Here is a 21,337-nt window from a genome sequence, read left to right on the forward strand (position 1 = left end):
TCAGCCGGACAGCACGACCGACAGCGCGATGCCGGCGGCGACCGCGATCAGCGTGACGACCGTGTACCCGATTGCGAGGCCCGCGCGCGCGTAGCCACGCCCGGCCTCGCCGGTGCGGCCTATCTCTCGCAGCGCCAGGTGGGCGAACACAATGCCCAGCGGCGCCAGCACGAAGGCGAACACGAACCCGAGCAGCGCCTTGCCGTTGACCGCGCCCGTTGGCTGATCGCCGCCCACGGCCGGGGATGCCGTGGCGGGCCCCACCGCGGCGTCCGCCGCCGATGCGGGCTCATCGTGCGATGAGGACATCGCAGATGGGGAAACAAGGGCGATGGAGGCGGGGAGCGCGGGCGCCGCCCGCGGTGTGACGTCGGCCCACCAGGGCGACGCGGCCGGGTCGGCGACGGCCGCGACGGGCGCGAAGGACTCGGCCGGGGCGCCGGGCGTCCACCGGACGCGTTCGGAGGCGCGATCGGCCCGCACCCCCACCGGCCGCTCTGCGCCCTGCGTGAGTGCGGCACCCGCGGCCACCGCCGCGCGCCACGCGTCGGCGTCGCCCGAGAAGGCCAGCGGATGCGCGCCGGACTCGCGGCGTCCCGCCGCCAGAACGTCGGTGGTCGCGGCACTGGTCGAATCGCGTCCGCCCGGCGTCGTGCGCCGCCCCACGGCGACGACCCCGGCCCATTCGATGAGGGCCGGATAGGCCCGGGGATGTCGGGCTATCTGCTCGGCATAGTGCGGAAAGGCACCCGCGATCGACGCGAGGTCGTGAGGCGAGGTCTCGGCGTGGTGCAGTGCCGCCCAGGCATCCGCGGAGTTCCACTCTTCAGTGGGGCGCACAGTGGCGGCGGTCATCGCATTCCTCCTGGCATCCAGTGCATCATCGTCTAGCCGGGGGGCGCGATGGGGACTTCTCCCCATCGCCGGCATCGCCGGCATCGCCTCGATCGTCAGAGGTCGCGGCTGAACGCCTGCACTCCCTCGTGCGACGGCATGCGGGTGAACCCGAGGCGGTCGTAGAACGCCAGCGCCCCGGCGTTGTCGGCAGAGGCGACCAGATGCAGCCCGCGTACTCCCTCGGCCTGCAGCGCCGCGACGACCGTGTCGATCAATCGGCGCCCCCACCCCTGCCCCTGCACCTCGGGGTGCAGATCGATGTGCAGGTGGGCGGGGTGGGTGTCGCCATACGGCTCCGCCCCCGCCCGACGGCCATAGGCGTAGAGGAGCGTGCCATCCTGCCGGGTCAGCTCGGCCTGGGGTCGCGGCCACCGCTCGGCGAACTGCGGCCACCACTCGGTGGCGAACCAGTCCTCGAACCGGCGCGTGTCAGGGGTCGCGACGGCGTATCCGGCGACGCGTCCGTCGTCGGTCTCGACGACGAAGGCGAACTCCGGATGCCGCGCGACGTACGGCAGCACGAACACCTCGGCCCAGAGGTCGTCGTCGGCGAAGACGCCGGTGGCATCCGCGCCGGCATCCGCCGTGCGCAGGCAGATCTCGGCGAGCGCAGCCTCGTCGCCGCGGCGGTAGGGGCGGATCGTGGTCACGGGATCATCCTGGCACGGCATGGATTCGACGATGGGCGCCACACGCGCGCCGACGCGTGCGAGGATCACACCCATGGCTCGCCGCCGAGCCGCCGAGGAGGTCACGTCGTGAGCGATCGCATCCTTCCGACCGACGCTGCGAACGAGTGGGCGAAAGCTCTCTGCGAGCGCTTCGACCTCGTCGCGGACGACATACCCGTCGCGCTGCTGCTCGACCTCGCCGACGACACGACCGCCGCGGCCTCGGCTCAGGCCGCGCCGCTCAGCGCCTTCGTGGCGGGCTTGGTGGCCGGACGGGCGGGCGGCACACCCGCGGACACGCGGGGGGCGGTCGAGGCGATCACGGCGTTCGCCGAGGCGTGCGCCCATCGCACGGCGTCCTGACCGGGCGGGTCCGCCGGCCCCGGCGCCAGGCGATCGCCCGGGGCGCCAAGGCCGTCAGAGGGCGCCCGCAACCTGTCCCCGCCCCGCCGACTCGGCCTCGGCAGTGGCCGTGATGCGGTTGGCCATGCCCCGGAAGACGAAGCCGTGGAAGGGCAGCACCGCGAGCCAGTACAGCCGTCCCGCCAGCCCCCGCGGAAAGAACACTGCGCGCTGGTCGTAGCGCGAACCGCCATCGGCCTCGGTCGCCCGCAGCTCGAGCCACGCCCTTCCCGGCACCTTCATCTCGGCGCGAAGGCGCAGCATGCTGCCCTCCTCGACCGTCTCCACCCGCCAGAAGTCGATGACGTCGCCCGGCGCGACCCGCGAACGACTGCGCCGCCCCCTGGCCAGGCCCACACCGCCGGCGAGCTTGTCCATCCACCCGCGCACCGCCCACAGCAGCGGCGTCGAGTACCAGCCGTTGTCGCCGCCGATCCCGGTGATCACGCCCCACAGCCGCTGCGGGTCGGCCGAGGTGAGGGTGGAACGCTCGTCGGTGTACGCGGTGCGCCCGGCCCAGTCGGGATCCGACGGCAGCGGGTCCGAGGGAGCGCCGAGCACCTCGGAATCCTGCCAGCTGGTCTCGACCTCGTCGGCCGCGACCCGCCCGAGTGCGAGGCGCACGGCACGACGGTAGGGGGTGAGGCCTCCCTCGGGCGGCGGGATGAGGTCGTCGACCGCGTGGTCGTCCATGACGCACTCGTTCTGCAGCGACGCGACCAGCGGCCGGGCGATGGCCCGCGGGATGGGCGTGACGAGGTTGACCCAGTGCGAGGCGAGCCCCGGCGTGAACACCGGCAGTGACGCGATCGCCCGCTGCGGCAGACCCGCCTCGGCGGCGTACCCGTTCATCATCTGTCCGTACCGCAGCACGTCGGGACCGCCGATGTCGACGGCCCTGTTGACGTCGGCATCCACCCGCGCCGCCCCGAGCAGGTAGTGCAGCACGTCGCGCACGGCGATCGGCTGGATGCGGTTGCGCACCCAGCGCGGCGCCGGCATGTACGGCAGCACCTCGGTGAGGTGGCGCACCATCTCGAACGAGGCCGAGCCCGAGCCGATGACCACGCCCGCCTGCAGCACCAGGGTGGGGACGCCGGAGGAGAGGAAGACATCACCCACCGCGACGCGGGAGCGCAGGTGGGGTGACAGCTCGCCGCCCGAGGGGTGCAGGCCACCCAGGTAAACGATGCGCCCCACCGATGCCGCGGCGGCGGCCGCCGCGACCGTCTCGGCCGCGCGCAGGTCCGTGCGGTCGAAGCCGGGACCGGCGGCCATGGAATGGACGAGGTAGTACAGCACGTCGACGTCGCGTACGGCTTCGCGCACCGCGTCGGGGTCCTCGGCGGAGCCGGTGACCACCTCGACGGAGTCACCCCAGGGGAAGGCCGCCACCCGGCCGGCGTCGCGGGCGAGCACGCGCACGCGGTATCCGGCCTGGCGCAGGCGCGGCACCAGGCGCCCGCCGATGTAGCCGGTGGCCCCGAGCACCAGCGCCAGGGGAGCCGAGCCGTCGGGGCGCGGCACCGCGCGCAGGGCCGCGTCGGCCGCAGTGAGTTCGCTCATGCCGCGACGTTACGTCGCGGCATCCCCGCGCGCCACACGCCCCCTGTGGGCTGCCGTTGCCCGCGCGCGATAGCGCACCGCTGCGCCCGGTGCCAACTGCCTGCAGGTCGTCCGCCCAGCCTCGTAAGGTACCCGGGACGGACCGAACGGACACGTCCGTCGCGCCCGCGCGGCGCGAGAGAACGCGGAGGACCCATGACCCGACAGGCAGAGACGACCGAGGCCGAGACCCCCAGGCTGGAAGTGGACGACGTGATCGTCGTCGACAAGAAGCGGGTACGCACCGCGATCGGCGGGACCGCCGTGGGCAACTTCATGGAGTGGTTCGACTTCGGCATCTACGGCTACCTCGCCGTCACCCTCGCCATGGTGTTCACCGCAGACCTGCCGGAGCCCTGGGGGCTGCTGGTGACCCTCTTCGGGTTCGCGGTGTCGTTCCTGGTGCGCCCGATCGGCGGTCTCGTCCTGGGTCCGCTGGGTGACCGAATCGGCCGCCAGCGGGTGCTGTTCTTCACCATGGCGCTCATGGCGGTCGCCACCGCCCTCATCGGGGTGCTGCCGACTTCCGATCAGATCGGACTGTGGGCCATCGTGCCGCTGTACCTGCTGAAGATGGCGCAGGGCTTCTCCACCGGCGGCGAGTATGCCGGTGCGACGACGTACGTCGCCGAGTTCTCCCCCGACCGCCGTCGCGGGTTCTGGTCGTCGTGGCTCGACGTCGCGTCGTACGTCGGGTTCGCTGCGGGAGCCTCGGTGGTGGCACTCACGACCCTCATCACCGAGAGCGTCTGGGGACCCACGGCGATGGTCGACTTCGGCTGGCGCATCCCCTTCCTGCTGGCGATCCCGCTCGGCGTGGTGGCGATCTGGTTCCGCCTGCGCATCCCCGAGACCCCGGCCTACGAGACGACGGTTGAGCATGAGTCGACCGTCGCCGCCGATGACCCGCTGGCGCGTCACGGCGTGGTCGGCATCCTGCGCCACCACTGGCGCCCCGTCCTCATCTGCGTGGCCATCGCCGCCGCCACCAACACGGCCGGCTACGCGCTCACCAGTTACATGCCCACCTACCTCGAGAACGAGGTCGGCGTCTCCAACCTCACCGCCGCCGTGGCGACGGTGCCGGTGCTGCTCGTCATGTCGGCGTGCCTGCCGCTCATCGGCCTGCTGAGCGACCGCATCGGGCGGCGCCCGGTGTACCTCATCGCGGCGGGCTCGACCCTCGTGCTCATGGTTCCCGCCTTCGCCGTCATGCAGATCGGCGAACTGTGGGCCGTCTTCGTGGCGCTGACGATGGTCGCGGTGCCGGTGGCCTTCTACGTCGCCGTGGCGGCATCGACGCTGCCGGCGCTCTTCCCCACGGCATCGCGCTTCGGCGCCATGGCGATCGCGTACAACGTGGCATCGTCGCTCTTCGGCGGCACGACCCCGCTGTTCAGCCAGGGCCTCATCGAACTCACCGGCAACACGTACATGCCGGCGTTCTACATCATGTTCTTCGCGCTGCTGGGCAGCGTCGCCATGCTGGCGATGAAGGAGACCGCGCAGCGGCCGCTGCTCGGCTCGGTGCCCACGGTGGAGACGCCCGCCGAAGCCGAGGCCGTGGTGGAGCGCCAGGACGAGGACCCGCTGATCGACACCTCGACCATGCCGCTCCCCATCCACCGCCCCGCCGAGTGAGTACTCACTCGGCAGCAACGGGTGCGACGCGGAGCGGAATTCGGGATCGGCGGGTCGCTTCGGCCCGCAGCGGCACGGCGAAGGCGGATGCCATCAGCAGCGCCATCCCGGCGCCGATCATCGCCCCACCCACGGTGTCGCTCAGCCAGTGCGCGTGCAGGTACGTGCGACTGAAGGCCATCAGCATCACCCACACCGCCCCTGCGATCACGACCGACAACCGCGGGAAGAGCACGGCGGCCACCACCGCGAGGGTCGCGGCGTTGGCGGCGTGCCCAGAAGGGAACGAGCCGTAGTCGCTGATCACCAGGATCTCCTCGGGGCGCGCCCGGCCGAAGAGGTGCTTGAGCACCTGCACCGCCGCGGCGCTGAAGATCGACGCCGCCACGAAGTACAGAGCACCCATGTACCGCCGCATGATCAGCAGCGCCAGCGCTCCCCCGATCGGCACAACGAAGACGCCGAACACTCCCCCGCCGAGCCAGTTCATGGCCAGTGAGAACACCGCCACCGCCTCGACCTGCCACCCCACGAGGGCCTGGTTCCACCAGTGGTCGAGCACGAAGGGCTCGGGCCCGCGCTGCAGGATCCACGCGCCCAGCGCGCAGGCGAGGGCGACGAGCACGATCCCGGGCACGAGCAGGCGCGCAATCGGACGGTTGAGGGCTTCCATCACCTCATTGTGCGACGTCAGGCAGCCCGGCGGAGGGGGCTTGCGGACGACTTGCCGCAAAGGCTATCGCGCCGCCGCCAGCCGCCCGCGCAAACGGGCACTACGGCGCGAGGCGCTACGGCGCGAGGCGCTCGACCGTCTGCGGACGCACGACCAGCCACAGCGCCAGCACCCCGATCACGCCACAACCGACCATGACCGAGGCCATCGTCGTCGGGGTGATGCCGCCATCGCCCGCGATCAACCCCACGAGCGGCGAGACGAGGCCCGCCACACCGAAGTTGACGGCGCCGACGAGCGACTGCGCAGTGCCGGCGGCCTTACCGTGGCGGTCCAGCGCCAGCACCTGCACGCACGGGAACGTGAACCCGCATCCGGTCATGAAGATGAACAGCGGCACCATCACACCCCAGATGCCCACGTCGAGGGCGTCGCAGACCAGGATGGCCGATCCGGCGACCACGAGCACCGCGGTCGAGAAGGCCATCACCCACTGCGGGCCGAAGCGGGCGGCCAGCCGCGATGCGGTCTGCACGCCGATGACGACGCCGACGGAGTTGATGGCGAACAGCAGTCCGTACTGCTGGGGGTCGAAGCCGTAGGTCTGCTGGAAGAGGAACGAGGATGCCGAGAGGTACGAGAACAGCCCACTGAAGGTCATGCCGCCGATGATGAGCACGCCGATGAAGACGCGGTCGCTGAGCACGGAGCGATACCGCTGCAGCACGGTCGTCGATCCCCGCTCAGCGCGGCGGGCCGCGGGCAGGGTCTCGGGGAGGAACGCCACCGCGCAGGTGAGCATGACGACGCCGTAGATCGCCAGGGCCACGAAGATGCCGCGCCAAGGCACGACGGTCAGCAGCGCCGAGCCGATGAGCGGTGCGACGACCGGGGCGACACCGGACACCAGCGCCAACCGGCTCAGCATGACCACGAGCCGGCGACCGCCGAACAGGTCGCGCACGATGGCGGCCGCGACGACACCGCCGGCGGCGGCGCCCGCGCCCATGAGCACCCGCGCGAGCATGAGGAGCTCGAGGTTCGGCGCGATCGCGGCCGCCGCGCTGGCGACCACGTGCAGCGCGGTCACGACGATGAGCGGCACGCGGCGGCCCACCTTGTCGCTGAGCGGACCGACGACGAGCTGACCCAGGGCGAAGCCGATCATCGTGCCCGTGAGGGTCAGCTGGATCGACGCTGCTGAGGTGCGGAAGTCCTCTTCGAGCGCCGGGAAGGCCGGCAGATAGAGGTCCACCGTGAAGGGCCCGAGCGCGGTGAGCGCACCGAGCAGGATGACGTAGAGCACGCGGCGGCGGGTCGACAGCGCGTCACCGGGGTGCAGCACGATCGGAGCGGTCGTGGGGTTGGCGCCCATGGTGCGGATGGCACCGGTCGCCGTGCGGCCTGCGGTGCGGATGGCACCGGTCGTAGCGGGGCGGTCGGTGCCTGAGGAGTCGGCGGCGGAGACGGTGGGGACGGGCGAAGTATCGAGCACGGTATCCAGGGAGTCGCAGGGCGGAATCGTCGAAACGATTCGAGAACCGGACGAGTCTAGCTCCTTCCCAGCCGTTGACCTATGCGTGCGAATAGGCTGAGGCGACCGTCGCGCCCCCGCGCGCCCCGTGCGCCCCTCCGAACCGAGATCACACATGACCCCGACACCCTCCGACCGCCCCACCAAGCGTGTGAGCGGCAACCCCGCCACCCAGGCCGACATCGCCCTCACCGTCAAGCAGCAGCGTGAGCGGCAGAAGCAGGAGAAGCTCGCGCAGTACCAGCGGGGAGCTCGCCAAGCGTCGCCGCAGCAAGCTCGTGTGGTGGGCCGTGGGCGTCGCTGCGGCCATCGCGGTCATCGCGCTCGTCGTGGCATCCATCGTCTTCACGCCCAAGCCCGTCGCATACGACCGCGGTGACGGCGACGGGACGGCGATCCCGGGCGTCGAGACGTTCGAGAACACCGCCACCCACGTCGAAGGCACCGTCGCCTACCCGCAGACCCCGCCGGCCGGCGGCGACCACAACGCCGCCTGGCTGAACTGCGGCATCTACTCCGAGCCGGTCCCGAACGAGAACGCGGTGCACTCGCTCGAGCACGGCGCCGTGTGGATCACCTACGACGCGGATGCCGTCGACGAGGCGGGCCTGGATGCCATCAAGGCCAAGCTGCCGTCGAGCTACGTGCTCCTCTCCCCCCACGAGGGCCTCGACGCGCCCGTGGTGATGAGCGCATGGAACGCCCAGCTGAAGCTCGACGGACCCGACGACGAGCGCATCGAGGACTTCCTGGACGCCTACTGGCGCAGCCAGAGCGTCCCCGAGCCCAACGCCGCCTGCACCGGCGCCATCGACGGTCCGGGCAAGCAGTCATGACCGAGGCCCCGCGGCGTCGGTGGATCGCGGTCGTGCTGATTGCGGTCGCGGTCGCCGCGGTGGCCTTCGCCGCCGGCCGGTTCTCTACCTTCACGGCATCCGGTCCGGCCCTTCCCGCGAACGACTCCGCCGAAGCGGGGTTCGCCCGCGACATGCAGGCGCACCACGCGCAGGCGATCGAGATGGCGATGACGGCCTATCGCAAGACCGACGACGAACAGCTGCGCGTGCTTTCTTACGACATCGCCACGGGGCAGGCCGGCCAGCGGGGCGAGATGTTCGACTGGCTGGTCAAGTGGGGGCTCCCGCAGGCCGGCGGCGCACCCATGGCGTGGATGGCGGCGTCGGATGCCGGTCACGATCACGGCGTCACGGGCACGGCGACCCTCTCCCCCGAGCAGGAGCGCGAGGCCATGGGCATGGCATCCCCCGCTGAGCTCACCGCTCTCGCCGAGGCGCAGGGCACCGCCGGCGACTGCCTGTTCCTGTCGCTGATGATCCGCCACCATCAGGGCGCGATCCCGATGGCCGAAGCCGTGCTGGAGCTCGGCTCGGAACCGCGCACCCTCGCCGTGGCCGCGAGCATGAGGGACTCCCAGCGGTTCGAGATCGACGCGATGACCGCCGCCCAGCAGCGCCTGGCCTGCTCCCCCTGACCCCCACCCCCACCGCCCGCCGGTCGCGGCCCCACCGCCCACCGAGCGGTGAAACGAACACTGACGGCCGAGACCGTGGGAATCACCCACCGTCTCGGCCGTCAGTGTTCGTCTCAGGGGCCGTTGCGGCCGGTCACCCCTTCGTCGAGCCGGCCAGCAGGCCGCGCACGAAGTACCGCTGCAGCGCGAGGAACACGATCAACGGGACGATGATCGCGATGAACGCTCCCGCCGTCAGCAGGTGCCAGTCCTGGCCACGGCTTCCGGTCATCTCCGCCAGCAGCTTCGTGATCGGCCCGACGTTGCCGTCCGCGAAGATCAGCGCCACGAGCAGGTCGTTCCACACCCAGAGGAATTGGAAGATCGCCACCGACGCGATGGCGGGCATCGTCAGCGGCAGGATGATGCGGAAGAAGATCTGCCCGTGCCCGGCACCGTCCACACGCGCCGCTTCGATGACCTCGCCCGGGATCTCCGAGACGAAGTTGTGCAGCAGGAATATCGTCAGCGGCATCGCGAAGATCGTGTGCGCGATCCACACCTGCGCGTAGCCGGCCTGGCCGATCCCCTCGATCACCGGGAACCCGAACAGGGTGCCGTTGGAGAACAGCTGCAGCAGCGGAATGAGCGCCATCTGGATCGGCACGATCTGGAGGGCGAACACCATGATGAACAGCATGTTCTTGCCGCGGAAGTCCATCCACGCGAAGGCGTAGGCCGCGAGCAGGGCGATGGAGATCGGGATGATCGTCGCCGGAAGGGTGATGGCGATGGAGTTGACGAACGCGCCCGCCATATTCAGCTGGCTGTTGCCGGCCTGCAGAGCCTCGGTGTAGTTCTCGAACGTCCATCCCCAGTTGGAGAACGCGGTCCACCATCCGGTGGTCTGGATGAGCTCCCGCGGTCGGAACGACGAGATGAACAGGCCGAAGGTGGGCAGCGTCCACAGCACGGCGATGACCAGCGCGGCCAGGGTTGCCCCGCGCGAGGTGAGGCGGTTCTTCGTGCGTCCGGCGACCGAGCGCTCGATCTTGCGCTCACCGCGTCGGAGGTCCTGCCGGGTCTCTTCGTCGACCGGGAGGTCGATCGGCGCCACGTTGCTCATCGGATCTCCCTCTGCTTCTTCAGCTGCCTGGCGTTGTAGATCACGAGCGGCAGCACGAGCACGAACAGCACGACGGCGAACGCAGCCGAGCGTCCGCCTTCGAAGCTGCGCAACTGCGTGTACATCTCGTTGGCGATGACGGAGGTGTTGTTCGCGCCGGCCGTCATCGTGCGGACGATGTCGAAGACCTTCAGCGAGGCGATCGAGATGGTCGTCAGCACCACGATGAGAGATCCGCGGATGCCGGGGACGATCACGTTGATGAACCGCTGCCACCCGTTCGTGCCGTCGAGCTGGGCCGCCTCGATCTGCTCGGTGGGCACACCCTTGATGGCGGCGGAGAGGATGACCATCGCGAAACCGGTCTGCACCCAGATGAGCACGACGATGAGGAACAGCGTGTTCCACGGCTGCACCGCGAGGAAGTTCAGCGGCTCGCCGCCGAGCCACACGATGACCTGGTTGGCCAAGCCGATCTGCTCCTGGCCGGCCGGGCGGGCGGTGTAGACGAAGCGCCAGATGATCGAGGCGCCCACGAACGAGATCGCCATCGGCAGGAAGACGAGGATCTTGTAGTACTTCTCGCCGCGCGTCTTGTCGATGAAGTATGCGTACGCCAGGCCGGCGATGGTCGAGACGACCGGCGCGATGACGACCCACACGATCGTGTTCGCCACGACGCGGATGCCCTGCGGCTGGGTGAAGATCCAGGCGAAGTTCTCGAGCCCGACGAACTCGGTGGTGTTGCGGTTCATGAACGCCTGGCCGGTGGTCTGGATGGCCGGAATGATCAGGCCGACGACGACGAGCAGCAGCGCCGGCGCCAGGAACGCCACGAGCACGAACAGCGACCCGGCGCCCTCCTTCGAGCGCATGTCGAGGAAGAAGAACAGCAGGCCCAGCACCGCCGCGGCGATGACCGCTTCGGTCCACGATTCCAGGACGAGCAGCACCAGCGCAGGTGCGGCGACGCACACCGCCAGGCGGATGACCGTGTAGATGCGCCCGCGACGGGGCGCGATCTCCACGAGGAACAGGATGAGCCCGACCACGACGACGAACACGCCGATGATGATCGGGATCTGCAGCAGCGGCGTGAGGTTGCTCAGCCACTGGAAGAAGGCGGACATGGGTTCCTTTCGAGTTCGTCAGCGCACTCTGGGAAAAAAGCGGGGCCGGCCGCTTGTCGCGGTCGGCCCCGCCATGCGTGGAACCGTCAGCTGGACGGCCACCCCGACTCGATCTGCTCGAGCACCGTGGCGGTGTCCGAACCGTTGACCCAGTCGTTCATGCCCTTGAAGAACGTGTTGGTGCCGACTCCCGAAGGCATCAGATCCGACGCGTCGAACCGGAACGTGGTGGTCGGGTCCTGGAGGATAGAGATGGCCTCCTTCAGGATCTCGCTCGAGGCGTTCTCGGGGTCGAGGCCGGTGTTGGCGCTGATGACGCCGCCCAGCGAGACACGCGAGTTCGCCCACTCAGGGCTGGAGAGGTAGGTCTGCACCTTCTGGGTGGCCTCGTCGTCGCTGAACGCGCCGACGATCTCGCCACCGCCGGTGACGACCGCGCCCTCAGCGGCCGCGCCGCCGAAGCTCGGGGTCTGGAAGGCCCACAGGTCGCCGTCCTCGGCCACCGTGCCGCCCGCGTCGACGATGAAGCCGTCGAAGAAGGATGCCTGGTGGTGAAGGGCGCACTCACCCGAGACGAGTGCGGATGCCGTGTCGCCGAACGGGGTCGTCACGATCGTGTCCGTGCCACCGAAGCCGGCGTTGACGTAATCCGGGTTCTTGAGGATCTTGCCGACCTCTTCGAACGCCGAAGCGATCTGCGGGTCGGTGAAGGGCACCTCGTTGGCGACCCACTGGTCGTAGACCTCGGGGCCGGCTTGACGCAGCACGATGTCCTCGACCCAGTCCGTTCCCGGCCAGCCGGTTGCGGCATCCGAGCCGAAGCCCGCACACCAGGGGGCGCCGCCGGTGTCGGCCTGGATCTGAGCGGTCAGGTCCAGCAGACCCTGCCAGTCGGTGGGCACTTCGTACCCGTTCTCCTCGAAGAACGTCGGCGAGTACCAGACCCAGCCCTTGACGCTCGCCATGAGCGGTGCGCCGTAGAGGGTGCCGTCATACGTGGCGTACTCGGCCCAGTCCTCGGACCAGTACTCCTCGACGTTCTCGACCACCGATTCCGGAGCGGGCTTGAGGAACCCGAGCTCCGCCATGTCCTTCATCAGACCGGGCTGCGGGAAGATCGCGAGGTCGGGGGCGTTGCCGCCCTGCGCACGCACCGCGATCTGCGCTTCGAACTCCTTCGACGCCTCGTACTCGATGTCGATGTCGTTCTCTTCTTCCCACTCTGCCCACGACTCCTCGAGCAGGTCGGCCTCGGTGTCCGAGATCGTTCCGTAGATGGTGACGACGTTGCCGTCGTCGGCGCCGCTCTCGCCGCCCCCACCGCCTGATCCCGGGCCGCCGCTGCAGCCGGCGAGCGCGAGCGCTCCGACCGTCAGGAGCGATCCGGTTGCAAGCATTCTGCGCGGGATGGTCTTCATGCGTGTCCTCCTCATCGAGCCGACGCGCGCGGCGCGTCGTCGCTACACAAATCGTGCGGGAAGCGGTGCGGGTTCTGGAACCGCTTCCGGCTCCCACGCTAGGGGACGCTGACACAGGACTCAACCACGGTTGATAACAAGTCGGTAAAGGCAACCATGGGTGCGCTCCCACCCTGGCCCCGCTCGGCGACGGCGCAGTGGCGGGGTTCTCGGTGTTCGTGGCAGGATGCCGCTGGAACCGGTTCCGAGTTTCGCGCCACAATGATGCGGCGACGGTGAATCGAAGGAGATCTCTCATGAGCGGAATTGCCGACGTCGCGCGGCGCGCCGGCGTCTCGAAGGCGACGGCCAGTCGCGCCCTCACGGGCAGCAGCCAGGTCTCGGATCAGACGCGCCGACGCGTGCAAGAGGCGGCGGAGGCGCTGGGCTACGTCCCGTCGACGAGCGCGGTCAGCCTCGCGACCGGACGCACCCGCAACATCGGGGTGATCATGCCCCGGCTGAACCGCTGGTTCTTCGCCGAGGTGCTCGAGGGCATCCAATCCGAGCTTCTCTCCCACGGCTTGGACCTGACCCTCTACGACGCCCGGCCCGGAACGGCGGGGCGCCGCCGCATCTTCGACGACTTCCTGGCCCGCAAGCGGTTCGACGGGCTCATCGCCGTCGCCCTCGACCCGGACGATCACGAGCTGGACCGCCTGCTGCGGTTGGGCAGACCGGTGGTCAGCGTCGTCGGCGACGCCGGCACCGGCGTGGTGACGCTGGACGACGCGCACGCTGCGGAGCGGGCCACCGAGCACCTGCTCGCCCTGCAGCACACCGACATCGCCTTCCTCGGCGGCGGCGACGCGCAGCCGTGGGCGTGCGTGGACCGGCGGCGCTACGAGGGGTACGAGCGGGCGATGGCTGCGGCGGGTCTTCCGCCTCGTCACATCGCCGCGCCGGCCTCGCTGCCCGGAGGGTATGCCGCGGCCGTCGACGCGCTGAGCGACGCCCGCGCTCGTCCTACGGCTCTGGTCGCCGTCTGCGACGAGGCGGCGGTGGGAGCCATCATCGCGGCTCGGCGGCTGGCCATCCCCGTTCCCGGCGGCCTCAGCGTCGTCGGCATCGACGACCACGAATACGCCGAGATGTTCTCACTGACGACCCTCGCGCAGAACCCACGCCAGCAGGGCGTGGCAGCGGCCCGCATGCTCGTGGGCGAACTGCAGTCGCCGACGGCGACGCCGGCCGCCCACCTGCTTCAGGCGCGGCTCATCGTGCGCAATTCCACCGCCGCACCCAGCGGCACGCCGGGGGTCGTCGTGACCGACACCGGATTGCTGGACCACGCATGATGAAGGCCCCGGATGCCGTGGCATCCGGGGCCTTCATCGCAGAAGCGTGATTACTTGAGGGTAACCGTCGCGCCGGCCTCTTCGAGAGCGGCCTTGGCCTTCTCGGCGGCCTCCTTGTTGGCGCCCTCCAGGACGGCCTTGGGGGCACCGTCGACGACGGCCTTGGCCTCGCCGAGGCCCAGCGAGGTGAGCTCGCGGACCGTCTTGATGACCTGGATCTTCTTGTCGCCAGCAGCCTCGAGGATGACGTCGAAGGAGTCCTTCTCCTCAACCTCTTCAGCAGCAGCGCCGCCACCGGCGCCGGCAACGGCGACGGGAGCAGCAGCGGTGACGTCGAACTTCTCCTCGAACGCCTTCACGAACTCGCTGAGCTCGACGAGGGTCAGGCCGGCAAACTGCTCGAGCAGCTCCTCAGTGGTGAGCTTCGCCATGATGTATCTCCTAGATAGATGGGGTTTGTGGGAAAAATGCCGCGGGTCGCTTACGCGGCCTCAGCGGTCTCCAGCTTTTCGCGAAGCGCGTCGATGGTGGCCGCAGCCTTGCCCATCGTCGCCTTCATCATGCCCGCCGCCTTCGCCAGCAGAACCTCACGGCTCTCGAGCGAGGCGTACTTGTTGACCTCGTCGGCAGTGAGGGTGTTGCCCTCGAAGATGCCGCCCTTGATCACGAGAAGCGGGTTGGCCTTGGCGAAGTCACGCAGAGCCTTCGCGGTGGCGACGAAGTCGCCGTGCACGAACGCGACGGCCGACGGACCCTTGAGGTCCTCGTCCAGCGCGGTGATCCCCGCGTTGTTCGCGGCGATCTTGGTCAGCGTGTTCTTCACCACGGCGTACTGCGCGTCCTGACGGATGTCGTTGCGCAGCTGCTTGAGCTGGGCAACCGTCAGACCGCGGTACTCGGTCAGCAGGACGGCGTTCGAGTTCTCGAAGTTCTTCGTGAGCTCGGCGACCGATGCATCCTTCTGCGCCATGGTCACTCCTTGATGTGTACGAGACGCTCCGCGGTGGCGGGCGTCGACCTCAGCCCGTCGCTCCCTCACAACAAAAAAGCTCCGGCGCAAGCGCACGGAGCTGAATTCCTGAGAATCGTTCTGTACACCTGCGTGGGCCCCTGCTGTGCAGAGCTTCGATCGTGATGCGCTTGCGCGCACACCGATGACCGACGGTCTTTGGCTTGTGTCCCAGCATACGTCGTACGCTCCATGCGGCAAAATCCGCCCTGGCCCCAGAATTGGGGACTTCTCCCCATCCCCCTCTCCCCCGCACCGTTCCTACGCTGAGTGCGAGCAGGGAGGAGAGCTGATGCCGGATCTCAGAGTGGACACCGAGGCGCTGCGGCGGACGCAGGCGACGCTTTCGGACATCGGTCAACGCCTGGAGGCTGCGACAAGCGGATTCGCGTCGATTTCGGGGGCGAGCGTGGCCCACGCAGACCTTCGCAGCCGATTGGACGAGCTCGGGAGCTCGTGGGGTATCGGGCTGAAGAAGCTCGGCGAATACGCCGGCGGTGCGGCGACCGCGCTCAACGGCGTCGCCGACGCGTTCGAGGGCACCGACGACGCGCTCGCCGACGCGCTCAGCACGCCGCCGTCGCAGGCCGCGTCGCACCGACCCGGTGGTGCGCGGTGAGCGCATTCGCCGCGCTCGGGTTCGACCCGGCGCCGGGCGATGTCGCGGCGGTGCGTTCCTTCGCCGAGCAGTTGGAGACGGGCCGTCGGAGCGCCGACGATGCACTGGACCTCATGAGAGGCGGGGATTCCGCGGAGTGGCAGGGCATGACCGCCGACGCCTTCCGCTCGTCGTTGGATTCGGAGTTCCGCCCCCACCTGCGCGACATCCGCACCGCCTTCGAGGATTCCCGGGGGGCGCTGACGGAGTGGGCCGACCGGCTCGCCGACTTCCAGGCGCGCGCAGCCCGCCTGGAAGAACAGGCCCGCGTGGCGCAGGCCACGCTCGCCAGCCGCCAGAGCTCGCTGGCGACCACGACCTCGCAGTACCGCGCCGACCCGCTGGCGGAAGGCGCCGGCGACGACCTGGCCCTCGCCCTGCGGCTCGCCGAGAGCGCGCAAGGCGATCTCGACGGCATCCGCCGTCGCGCGCGGACGCTGCAGTCCGAGGTCGAGGGGTGCGCCACGGTCTGCGCCCAGGCGCTTCAGGGCAGCTCGGAGATCATCTCCAAGTACTCGGGCAGCAACTGGGACAAGTTCAAGGACTTCGTCAGCGGCGTGGGCGACTCGATCGCCGATGCCGCGGACTGGTTCATGGACAACGTGATGCCCATCCTCGAGGACATCATCGACACCATCGGTCCGATCATGGCGGTCGTCGCCCTGTTCGCCGCGTTCATCCCGGGGGTGGGCCAGGCCATCGGCGCCATCGCACTGGGGCTCGCGATCGCCTCGGTCGCGATCGACGGCCTGCAGGCGCTGCGCGGGGAGGAGGGCGCGGCCGGCGACTTCGTCATGGGGCTCGCCGGGCTCGCACTCGGCGGTGCGCTGGGTAAACTCGGCACCGCGCTGGGCAACGGCACCCGCCAGGTGCTGATCCCGGTGATCCAGGGCGGCGGAGGCCTGGCTCTCGCGGGCGGCGGTTCGGCCGCCGCAGCCGGCAGCCTCACGCTCGCCTTGCGTTTCAACCCGATCGCCCTGCAGGCCAACACCCTGTGGATGTCGACCAAGCTCACGGAGGCGCATATGTCCGGCACCGACATGGTCGGCGCGATGACCCAGCCCGCGGTCAACCTCGGCGAGCGCGTGCGCAACCTCGCCTCCGGCGACGGCCCGCGCACCGATGCGGAACTGGCCGAGCGTGGCCGCGACTGAGCCGCGGATACCGTGGCAGCGGGTGCCGCAGGGCTGGATCGAGCTGGCGGCTTTCCGTGACGACACCGTCGCCGAGGGCTGGTGGCAGCAGTATCTGGCCGCCGCGGGCGACGCGGTGGACGACGAGACGCGTGCCGGACTGACGCAAGGCTTCCGCGCGGGCCGCGATGTGCTGCGCGCAGCGCCTTTCGCGTTCACCTTCGCCGGAATCTTCCCCTGGATCTCGGAGACGCCCACGGTGTTCTTCATCGGCACGACGATCCTCCCCTCCCCCGAAGACGCACGGGCGGCGCGAATGGCGGGGAGCCTGTCGGGCCTCGTCCGCATCGGCGACGACGTGCAGACGGAATCGTTCGTCGCCCTCGACGGCCGTAACGGGTGGTCGACCACCAGCCGTTACCTTCTGCCGAACGGGGACGAGGTCGGGGTCATCCTCGCCGATGTGCCGCTCCCCGACGCGAGCGGCCATGTGTTCGTGGTGGCGCTGACCCCTGACCCCGAGCACCTCGACGCCCTTGCGCCCTACGCTGCGCTCGCACTGGATTCCACGACCTTGCTCGATCCCGACCAGGAGGCGCCGGCCTACCCCGGGCCCGATATTCTGGCCGCTTCCGTCCCCCCAGGAGACTGACGTGTTCGCAATGATCCAGCCGGCGACGCTCGCCCTTGTGGAAACGGCGGAGCGCGCGCGGGCCGCGGGCGAGGTCGCCACCGTGCCGCAGGGCATGAACATCGCCGGCGTGGACGCGGCCACCGAGGCCGTGCGGGCGGATTACGGCCGAACGTCACGGTGGCTGCTCGGGCTGCTGGGCACGACGGGGGATGCCGCCGCCGGGCTGGCCGCGATCTTCGCCGGCTTCGGGTTGTCGGTGGCGGGCACAGATCCAGCGACGGCTGCACTCTCCGGCGCCGTCGGCGTCGTGATCGCCCTTGCGCTCGCACTGCCCTCGACTCTGCTGCTGTGGCGACTGCATCTGTCAGGACGACGCCTTGCCCGGGCCACGGCCTTCTGGGCAGCGCTGCCGTACCTGTCGGGCGCGCGCCGTCCCGTCCCGGGTGATTATTTCGCGGTGCGCTTCCTTGCCTACTCCCCCGACCTGCTCATCCGGGTGATCTCATCGGTGGGCGCATTTCTGGCGGCGGTGTTCTCGCTGTCGATGATCTTCTACGCCACCGCCGTCGACCCCGACCCGACTCTCGCGGTCATCGCGGTGCTGTGGTCGGTGCTGTTCGTTGCGGTGACGATCGGGCAGTTCGGTGGCATCCAGCGCATTCAGGTGGGCTACAGCCATCGCGATCCACTGGGCTACGAACGGCGGATGCGCCGCGCCCGCACCTGACCGGCTGCGGCGCGCCCGGCCGACGAGATCCGACCCGCCGCCGAGCGGCGTGGAGGGCGGATGCCGTCGGCGGCCGGGTTTAGGGTCGATGTGTGACCCCCGAACTCTCCGCTCGCATCGTCGCGGATTCCCGCGACCGCGTGGCGTGGGTGCGGGCGCGCTCGCGCGGCATCACGGCAACGGATGTCGCGGCGCTGACATCCGAGAAGGCGATCGCCCGCGCCGCCGACGCCAAGCTGCTCGGATCAGGATTCTCGGGCAACGCCTACACCGATCACGGACGCCGCCGCGAACCGGAGATCGCCCGCTGGGTCGCCGCGACCCACGGCATCCAGCCGTCGTCGGCACTGTTCCACGCCGTGGTCGAGAAACGGCACCTGGCCACGCCCGACGGCGTCGGACTCGATAAGAACGGCCGGGTGATCCTGGCCGAGATCAAGACGACCAACAAGCACTGGCGGTCGATTCCGCGCTCCTACCTGCGTCAGGTGTGGTGGCAGCAGCACGTGCTCGGCGCCGAGCGCACCCTCGTGACCTGGGAGCAGCACGTGGACTTCGTGCCCGTCGGCGACGAACCGCGGTGCGCATGGGTGGACCGCGACGAGTACGAGATCGGCAAGCTGGTGAAGCTCGCCACCGCCCTCATCGACGAGCTGTACCACCGCACGATGCAGCGCCGCACCCTCGTCGCCCCGCCGACCGCCCCGCGCGAGCCCTTCCGCGCCCTCGCCCTCGCCGAGTGAGTACTCGCGTTCCCCAGTGAGTACTCGCCTTCCCCAGTGAGTACTCGCGTTCCCGAGTGAGTATTCACCTACGGCGGTGGCGACCCTCTCCGCCGAAATGGTTGACTCACGTCAACCCCGGAGATACAGTTGACCTATCTCAACCGTTGATGTCCATCAACTTCCGGTCGCCAGCGTGGTCGCACCGTCTCGCATCCATCCCAAGGAGACCCGTGCCGAAGTCCCCCCGCCCGAACGATCCCGCCACCACTGCGGAGAAGCTCGCCCACCGCCGCGTGCTCGAAGCCCTCTCCGGCCTGATCCTCGGCATGTTCGTGTCGATGCTCGCCTCGACGGTGGTCTCGACGTCACTGCCGGTCATCCTGCACGACCTCGGCGGCGGCCAGTCCGCATTCACGTGGGTCGTCACCGCGACGCTGCTGACGACCGCGATCTCCACGCCTATCTGGGGAAAGCTCGCCGACCTCACCAACCGCAAGGTGCTGTACCAGCTTGCGATCGTGATCTTCGTGCTCGCCACGGCGGCTGCCGGGTTCTCGCAGAACCCCGAGACCCTCATCGCCTTCCGGGCGCTTCAGGGCATCGGCGCCGGCGGCCTCGCCGCCCTCAGCCAGGTGCTCATGGCCGACATCATCAGCCCACGCGAACGCGGCCGCTACATGGGCCTGTTCGGCGCCGTCATGGCCGTCGCAACCGTAGGCGGTCCGCTCCTGGGCGGCCTCATCACGGATGCCTGGGGCTGGCGCTGGAACTTCTTCGTCGCCCTCCCCGTCGCGGTCGCGGCCCTGCTCATCGTGCAGCGCAACCTGCACGTGCCGCCGCGGCCGAAGCAGAAGGCCCGCATCGACTACCTCGGCATCGTGCTGCTGTCGGTCTCGGTGTCGCTGCTGCTGATCTGGGTGTCGCTCGCGGGTGACTCGTTCCAGTGGTGGAGCGTCGAGTCGGCGCTCATGCTCGGCGGCGCAATCGTCGGCGCCGCCCTGTTCGTGCTGGTGGAGCTGCGCTCGCGCGAGCCGCTGATCCCGCTGACGCTCTTCCGCGACCGCACCTTCACGCTGTCGGTCATCGCCTCGATCGCCACCGGCATCGCGATGTTCGGTGCGTCGGTCTACCTCAGCCAGTACATGCAGCTCGCCCGCGGCGCGACGCCCACCGAAGCCGGCATCATGACCATCCCGATGATCGCCGGCCTGCTGGTCTCGTCGATGGGCATCGGCGCGCTGATCACCAAGACGGGCCGCTGGAAGGCGTTCCTGGTGATCGGTGCCGTCCTGCTGACCGCCGGCTCGACGCTGCTGTCGACGATCGAGTACGACACCGACTTCACGCTCGTGTCGATCTACATGTTCCTGCTCGGTGCGGGTGTGGGCATGACAATGCAGAACCTCGTGCTGGTGGTGCAGAACACCGCCAAGCCCTCCCAGATCGGCGTCGCGAGCTCGGGAGTGACGTTCTTCCGCAGCCTCGGCGGCACGATCGGCGTGTCGGTGATGGGCGCCGCCCTCGCCTCGCGCGTCACCGAGCTCGTCGCCGAGCGCGCCGACGACATCGCCGCCGCCCTGGCGAGCCTCGGCGAGCAGGGCCCGGTCTGGGCCGCCCAGCTGCAGACCGGCGCCCTCCCCTCCGTCGCGACCATGCCCCCCGCGCTGCGGGTGATCTTCGAGCAGATGTACGCCAACGGCATCTCGCGCGCCTTCCTCATCGCGGTGCCGTTCGCCGTGGTCAGCCTCGTCGCGATCGTCTTCCTCCCGCGCACCCCGCTGACCTCGATGACCACCACCGAACGCCTGCACGCCGCGGAGGCCGACTTCGCGACGGTCTCGGTTCCCGAGGGGATGAGCTCCCTCACGGCCTCCAACCGCGTCATGGACGCGACGGATGTCGTGGACCCGACGGATGCCGCAGACCCGACGGATGCCGCAGACGAGGCCTCCGGCCCCCGCGATGCGCGCCGGTAGGGTGGTCACGATGACGAGCGAGGAGACCTCCGAGGAACGCGCCGAGGCGGTGCGGGCCCTGGAAGGGGAGTTCAGCGAGCTGATCGTCCGCTTCCGCAAGATCATCACCGAGAACGCCGACCGGGTGAGTCCCGGCATGCTGCCCGGCGCCTACAAGGTGTTCACCAGCATCGTGCGCTGCGAGCCGGTGACGCAGGCTGCCCTGGCCGAGACCCTCGCGGTCGACAAGGGACAGCTGAGCCGCACCGTGCGCGAGCTCGAGGATCTGGGGCTGGTCACGCGCACGCCGGATCCCGCGGACGGCCGATCGAGCCTGTTGTCCCCGACCCCCGAGGGGCTGGCGCGCCTGGCCGCGGCCCGTGCGCCGCAACAAGGCACGCTGCACGCCGCGCTCGAGGACTGGGATCTGGGCGACATCCGCAACCTCACCGAACTGCTGCGCGCCCTGACGACCGGCACGCCCCCGGCCTGACGGGACCCGCTTTCCCGGCTTCTGAACCGTGAGACCCGATCTGGCGGCCGAGACCATGGTTGTTTCCCACGGTCTCGGCCGCCAGATGTCGTTTCAGC

The 21,337-nt window shown here is 69.7% G+C and carries 22 protein-coding genes; 12 read left to right on the forward strand and 10 right to left on the reverse strand.

Annotated features, from left to right (window positions below; translation table 11 throughout):
- Both QNO21_RS11590 and QNO21_RS11595 read right to left on the reverse strand, forming a co-directional pair.
- Entirely contained in the window at nucleotides 1–855 is an 855-nt protein-coding gene (locus tag QNO21_RS11590; RefSeq protein ID WP_257518053.1) for a DUF4190 domain-containing protein, read from the reverse strand.
- 95 nt (nucleotides 856–950) lie between these two features.
- Nucleotides 951–1,547: a GNAT family N-acetyltransferase gene (locus tag QNO21_RS11595; protein WP_257518054.1), complete on the reverse strand. Its 597-nt coding sequence runs from the start codon at nucleotides 1,545–1,547 to the stop codon at nucleotides 951–953.
- A gap of 108 nt (nucleotides 1,548–1,655) precedes the next feature.
- On the opposite strand from QNO21_RS11595, the gene QNO21_RS11600 reads away from it, so the two are divergent.
- Complete coding sequence (locus QNO21_RS11600; RefSeq protein WP_257516311.1) at nucleotides 1,656–1,931, forward strand: DUF6457 domain-containing protein; 276 nt, start codon at nucleotides 1,656–1,658, stop codon at nucleotides 1,929–1,931.
- A 54-nt stretch (nucleotides 1,932–1,985) separates the two neighbouring features.
- Here QNO21_RS11600 and QNO21_RS11605 read toward each other — a convergent pair whose 3' ends face one another.
- Complete coding sequence (locus QNO21_RS11605; RefSeq protein ID WP_257518055.1) at nucleotides 1,986–3,536, reverse strand: SDR family oxidoreductase; 1,551 nt, start codon at nucleotides 3,534–3,536, stop codon at nucleotides 1,986–1,988.
- 195 nt (nucleotides 3,537–3,731) lie between these two features.
- Here QNO21_RS11605 and QNO21_RS11610 point away from each other — a divergent pair, with 195 nt between their 5' ends.
- Nucleotides 3,732–5,216 (forward strand): MFS transporter, encoded by a 1,485-nt coding sequence (locus QNO21_RS11610; protein ID WP_257516144.1) that lies wholly within the window; start codon nucleotides 3,732–3,734, stop codon nucleotides 5,214–5,216.
- 4 nt (nucleotides 5,217–5,220) lie between these two features.
- Here QNO21_RS11610 and QNO21_RS11615 read toward each other — a convergent pair whose 3' ends face one another.
- Both QNO21_RS11615 and QNO21_RS11620 read right to left on the reverse strand, forming a co-directional pair.
- The gene (locus QNO21_RS11615) at nucleotides 5,221–5,889 is read right to left on the reverse strand and encodes a phosphatase PAP2 family protein (protein ID WP_257518056.1); all 669 of its coding nucleotides are present in this window, start codon (nucleotides 5,887–5,889) and stop codon (nucleotides 5,221–5,223) included.
- Between the two features lie 115 nt (nucleotides 5,890–6,004).
- A complete protein-coding gene (locus QNO21_RS11620) occupies nucleotides 6,005–7,384 on the reverse strand; it encodes a multidrug effflux MFS transporter (RefSeq protein ID WP_374113665.1) in 1,380 nt (459 codons plus the stop codon).
- Between the two features lie 245 nt (nucleotides 7,385–7,629).
- On the opposite strand from QNO21_RS11620, the gene QNO21_RS11625 reads away from it, so the two are divergent.
- Entirely contained in the window at nucleotides 7,630–8,259 is a 630-nt protein-coding gene (locus tag QNO21_RS11625; RefSeq protein WP_257518057.1) for a thioredoxin-like domain-containing protein, read from the forward strand.
- Nucleotides 8,256–8,915: a DUF305 domain-containing protein gene (locus tag QNO21_RS11630; RefSeq protein ID WP_257518058.1), complete on the forward strand. Its 660-nt coding sequence runs from the start codon at nucleotides 8,256–8,258 to the stop codon at nucleotides 8,913–8,915. Before QNO21_RS11625 ends, QNO21_RS11630 begins: the two co-directional genes overlap by 4 nt.
- 133 nt (nucleotides 8,916–9,048) lie before the next feature.
- Here the strand turns inward: QNO21_RS11630 and QNO21_RS11635 are convergent, their stop codons facing one another.
- From QNO21_RS11635 to QNO21_RS11645, 3 genes are all read right to left on the reverse strand, one after another.
- Nucleotides 9,049–10,020: a carbohydrate ABC transporter permease gene (locus QNO21_RS11635; RefSeq protein ID WP_257518059.1), complete on the reverse strand. Its 972-nt coding sequence runs from the start codon at nucleotides 10,018–10,020 to the stop codon at nucleotides 9,049–9,051.
- Nucleotides 10,017–11,150, reverse strand: a complete 1,134-nt coding sequence (locus QNO21_RS11640; RefSeq protein ID WP_257518060.1) for a carbohydrate ABC transporter permease — start codon at nucleotides 11,148–11,150, stop codon at nucleotides 10,017–10,019. The genes QNO21_RS11635 and QNO21_RS11640 overlap by 4 nt, the downstream gene beginning before the upstream one ends.
- Before the next feature lie 86 nt (nucleotides 11,151–11,236).
- The gene (locus QNO21_RS11645; RefSeq protein ID WP_257518061.1) at nucleotides 11,237–12,568 is read right to left on the reverse strand and encodes an ABC transporter substrate-binding protein; all 1,332 of its coding nucleotides are present in this window, start codon (nucleotides 12,566–12,568) and stop codon (nucleotides 11,237–11,239) included.
- A gap of 296 nt (nucleotides 12,569–12,864) precedes the next feature.
- On the opposite strand from QNO21_RS11645, the gene QNO21_RS11650 reads away from it, so the two are divergent.
- On the forward strand, nucleotides 12,865–13,905 hold the full coding sequence (locus QNO21_RS11650) for a LacI family DNA-binding transcriptional regulator (RefSeq protein ID WP_257518062.1): 1,041 nt from the start codon (nucleotides 12,865–12,867) through the stop codon (nucleotides 13,903–13,905).
- A gap of 50 nt (nucleotides 13,906–13,955) precedes the next feature.
- Here QNO21_RS11650 and rplL read toward each other — a convergent pair whose 3' ends face one another.
- Together rplL and rplJ are read right to left on the reverse strand one after the other, a co-directional pair.
- Nucleotides 13,956–14,336: a 50S ribosomal protein L7/L12 gene (gene rplL, locus QNO21_RS11655; RefSeq protein WP_257494172.1), complete on the reverse strand. Its 381-nt coding sequence runs from the start codon at nucleotides 14,334–14,336 to the stop codon at nucleotides 13,956–13,958.
- A gap of 50 nt (nucleotides 14,337–14,386) precedes the next feature.
- The gene (gene rplJ, locus QNO21_RS11660; RefSeq protein WP_257517444.1) at nucleotides 14,387–14,875 is read right to left on the reverse strand and encodes a 50S ribosomal protein L10; all 489 of its coding nucleotides are present in this window, start codon (nucleotides 14,873–14,875) and stop codon (nucleotides 14,387–14,389) included.
- Nucleotides 14,876–15,206: 331 nt separating this feature from the next.
- On the opposite strand from rplJ, the gene QNO21_RS11665 reads away from it, so the two are divergent.
- The 7 genes from QNO21_RS11665 (at nucleotide 15,207) to QNO21_RS11695 (ending at nucleotide 21,239) form a co-directional block, all read left to right on the forward strand.
- Nucleotides 15,207–15,533 (forward strand): hypothetical protein, encoded by a 327-nt coding sequence (locus QNO21_RS11665; protein WP_257514283.1) that lies wholly within the window; start codon nucleotides 15,207–15,209, stop codon nucleotides 15,531–15,533.
- Nucleotides 15,530–16,726: a putative T7SS-secreted protein gene (locus QNO21_RS11670; protein WP_257518063.1), complete on the forward strand. Its 1,197-nt coding sequence runs from the start codon at nucleotides 15,530–15,532 to the stop codon at nucleotides 16,724–16,726. The genes QNO21_RS11665 and QNO21_RS11670 overlap by 4 nt, the downstream gene beginning before the upstream one ends.
- The gene (locus QNO21_RS11675; RefSeq protein WP_257518064.1) at nucleotides 16,713–17,357 is read left to right on the forward strand and encodes a hypothetical protein; all 645 of its coding nucleotides are present in this window, start codon (nucleotides 16,713–16,715) and stop codon (nucleotides 17,355–17,357) included. The genes QNO21_RS11670 and QNO21_RS11675 overlap by 14 nt, the downstream gene beginning before the upstream one ends.
- A gap of 1 nt (nucleotide 17,358) precedes the next feature.
- Nucleotides 17,359–18,066, forward strand: coding sequence for a hypothetical protein (locus tag QNO21_RS11680; RefSeq protein ID WP_257518065.1), 708 nt, complete (start codon nucleotides 17,359–17,361; stop codon nucleotides 18,064–18,066).
- 92 nt (nucleotides 18,067–18,158) lie between these two features.
- Nucleotides 18,159–18,809, forward strand: coding sequence for a YqaJ viral recombinase family protein (locus QNO21_RS11685; protein WP_257514287.1), 651 nt, complete (start codon nucleotides 18,159–18,161; stop codon nucleotides 18,807–18,809).
- Nucleotides 18,810–18,958: 149 nt separating this feature from the next.
- Nucleotides 18,959–20,767, forward strand: a complete 1,809-nt coding sequence (locus QNO21_RS11690; protein ID WP_374211394.1) for an MDR family MFS transporter — start codon at nucleotides 18,959–18,961, stop codon at nucleotides 20,765–20,767.
- 10 nt (nucleotides 20,768–20,777) lie between these two features.
- Complete coding sequence (locus QNO21_RS11695; RefSeq protein WP_257518067.1) at nucleotides 20,778–21,239, forward strand: MarR family winged helix-turn-helix transcriptional regulator; 462 nt, start codon at nucleotides 20,778–20,780, stop codon at nucleotides 21,237–21,239.
- Nucleotides 21,240–21,337: the final 98 nt, after the last annotated feature.

It is taken from the genome of Microbacterium sp. zg-Y818 (genome assembly GCF_030246905.1).
GTDB lineage: Bacteria > Actinomycetota > Actinomycetes > Actinomycetales > Microbacteriaceae > Microbacterium.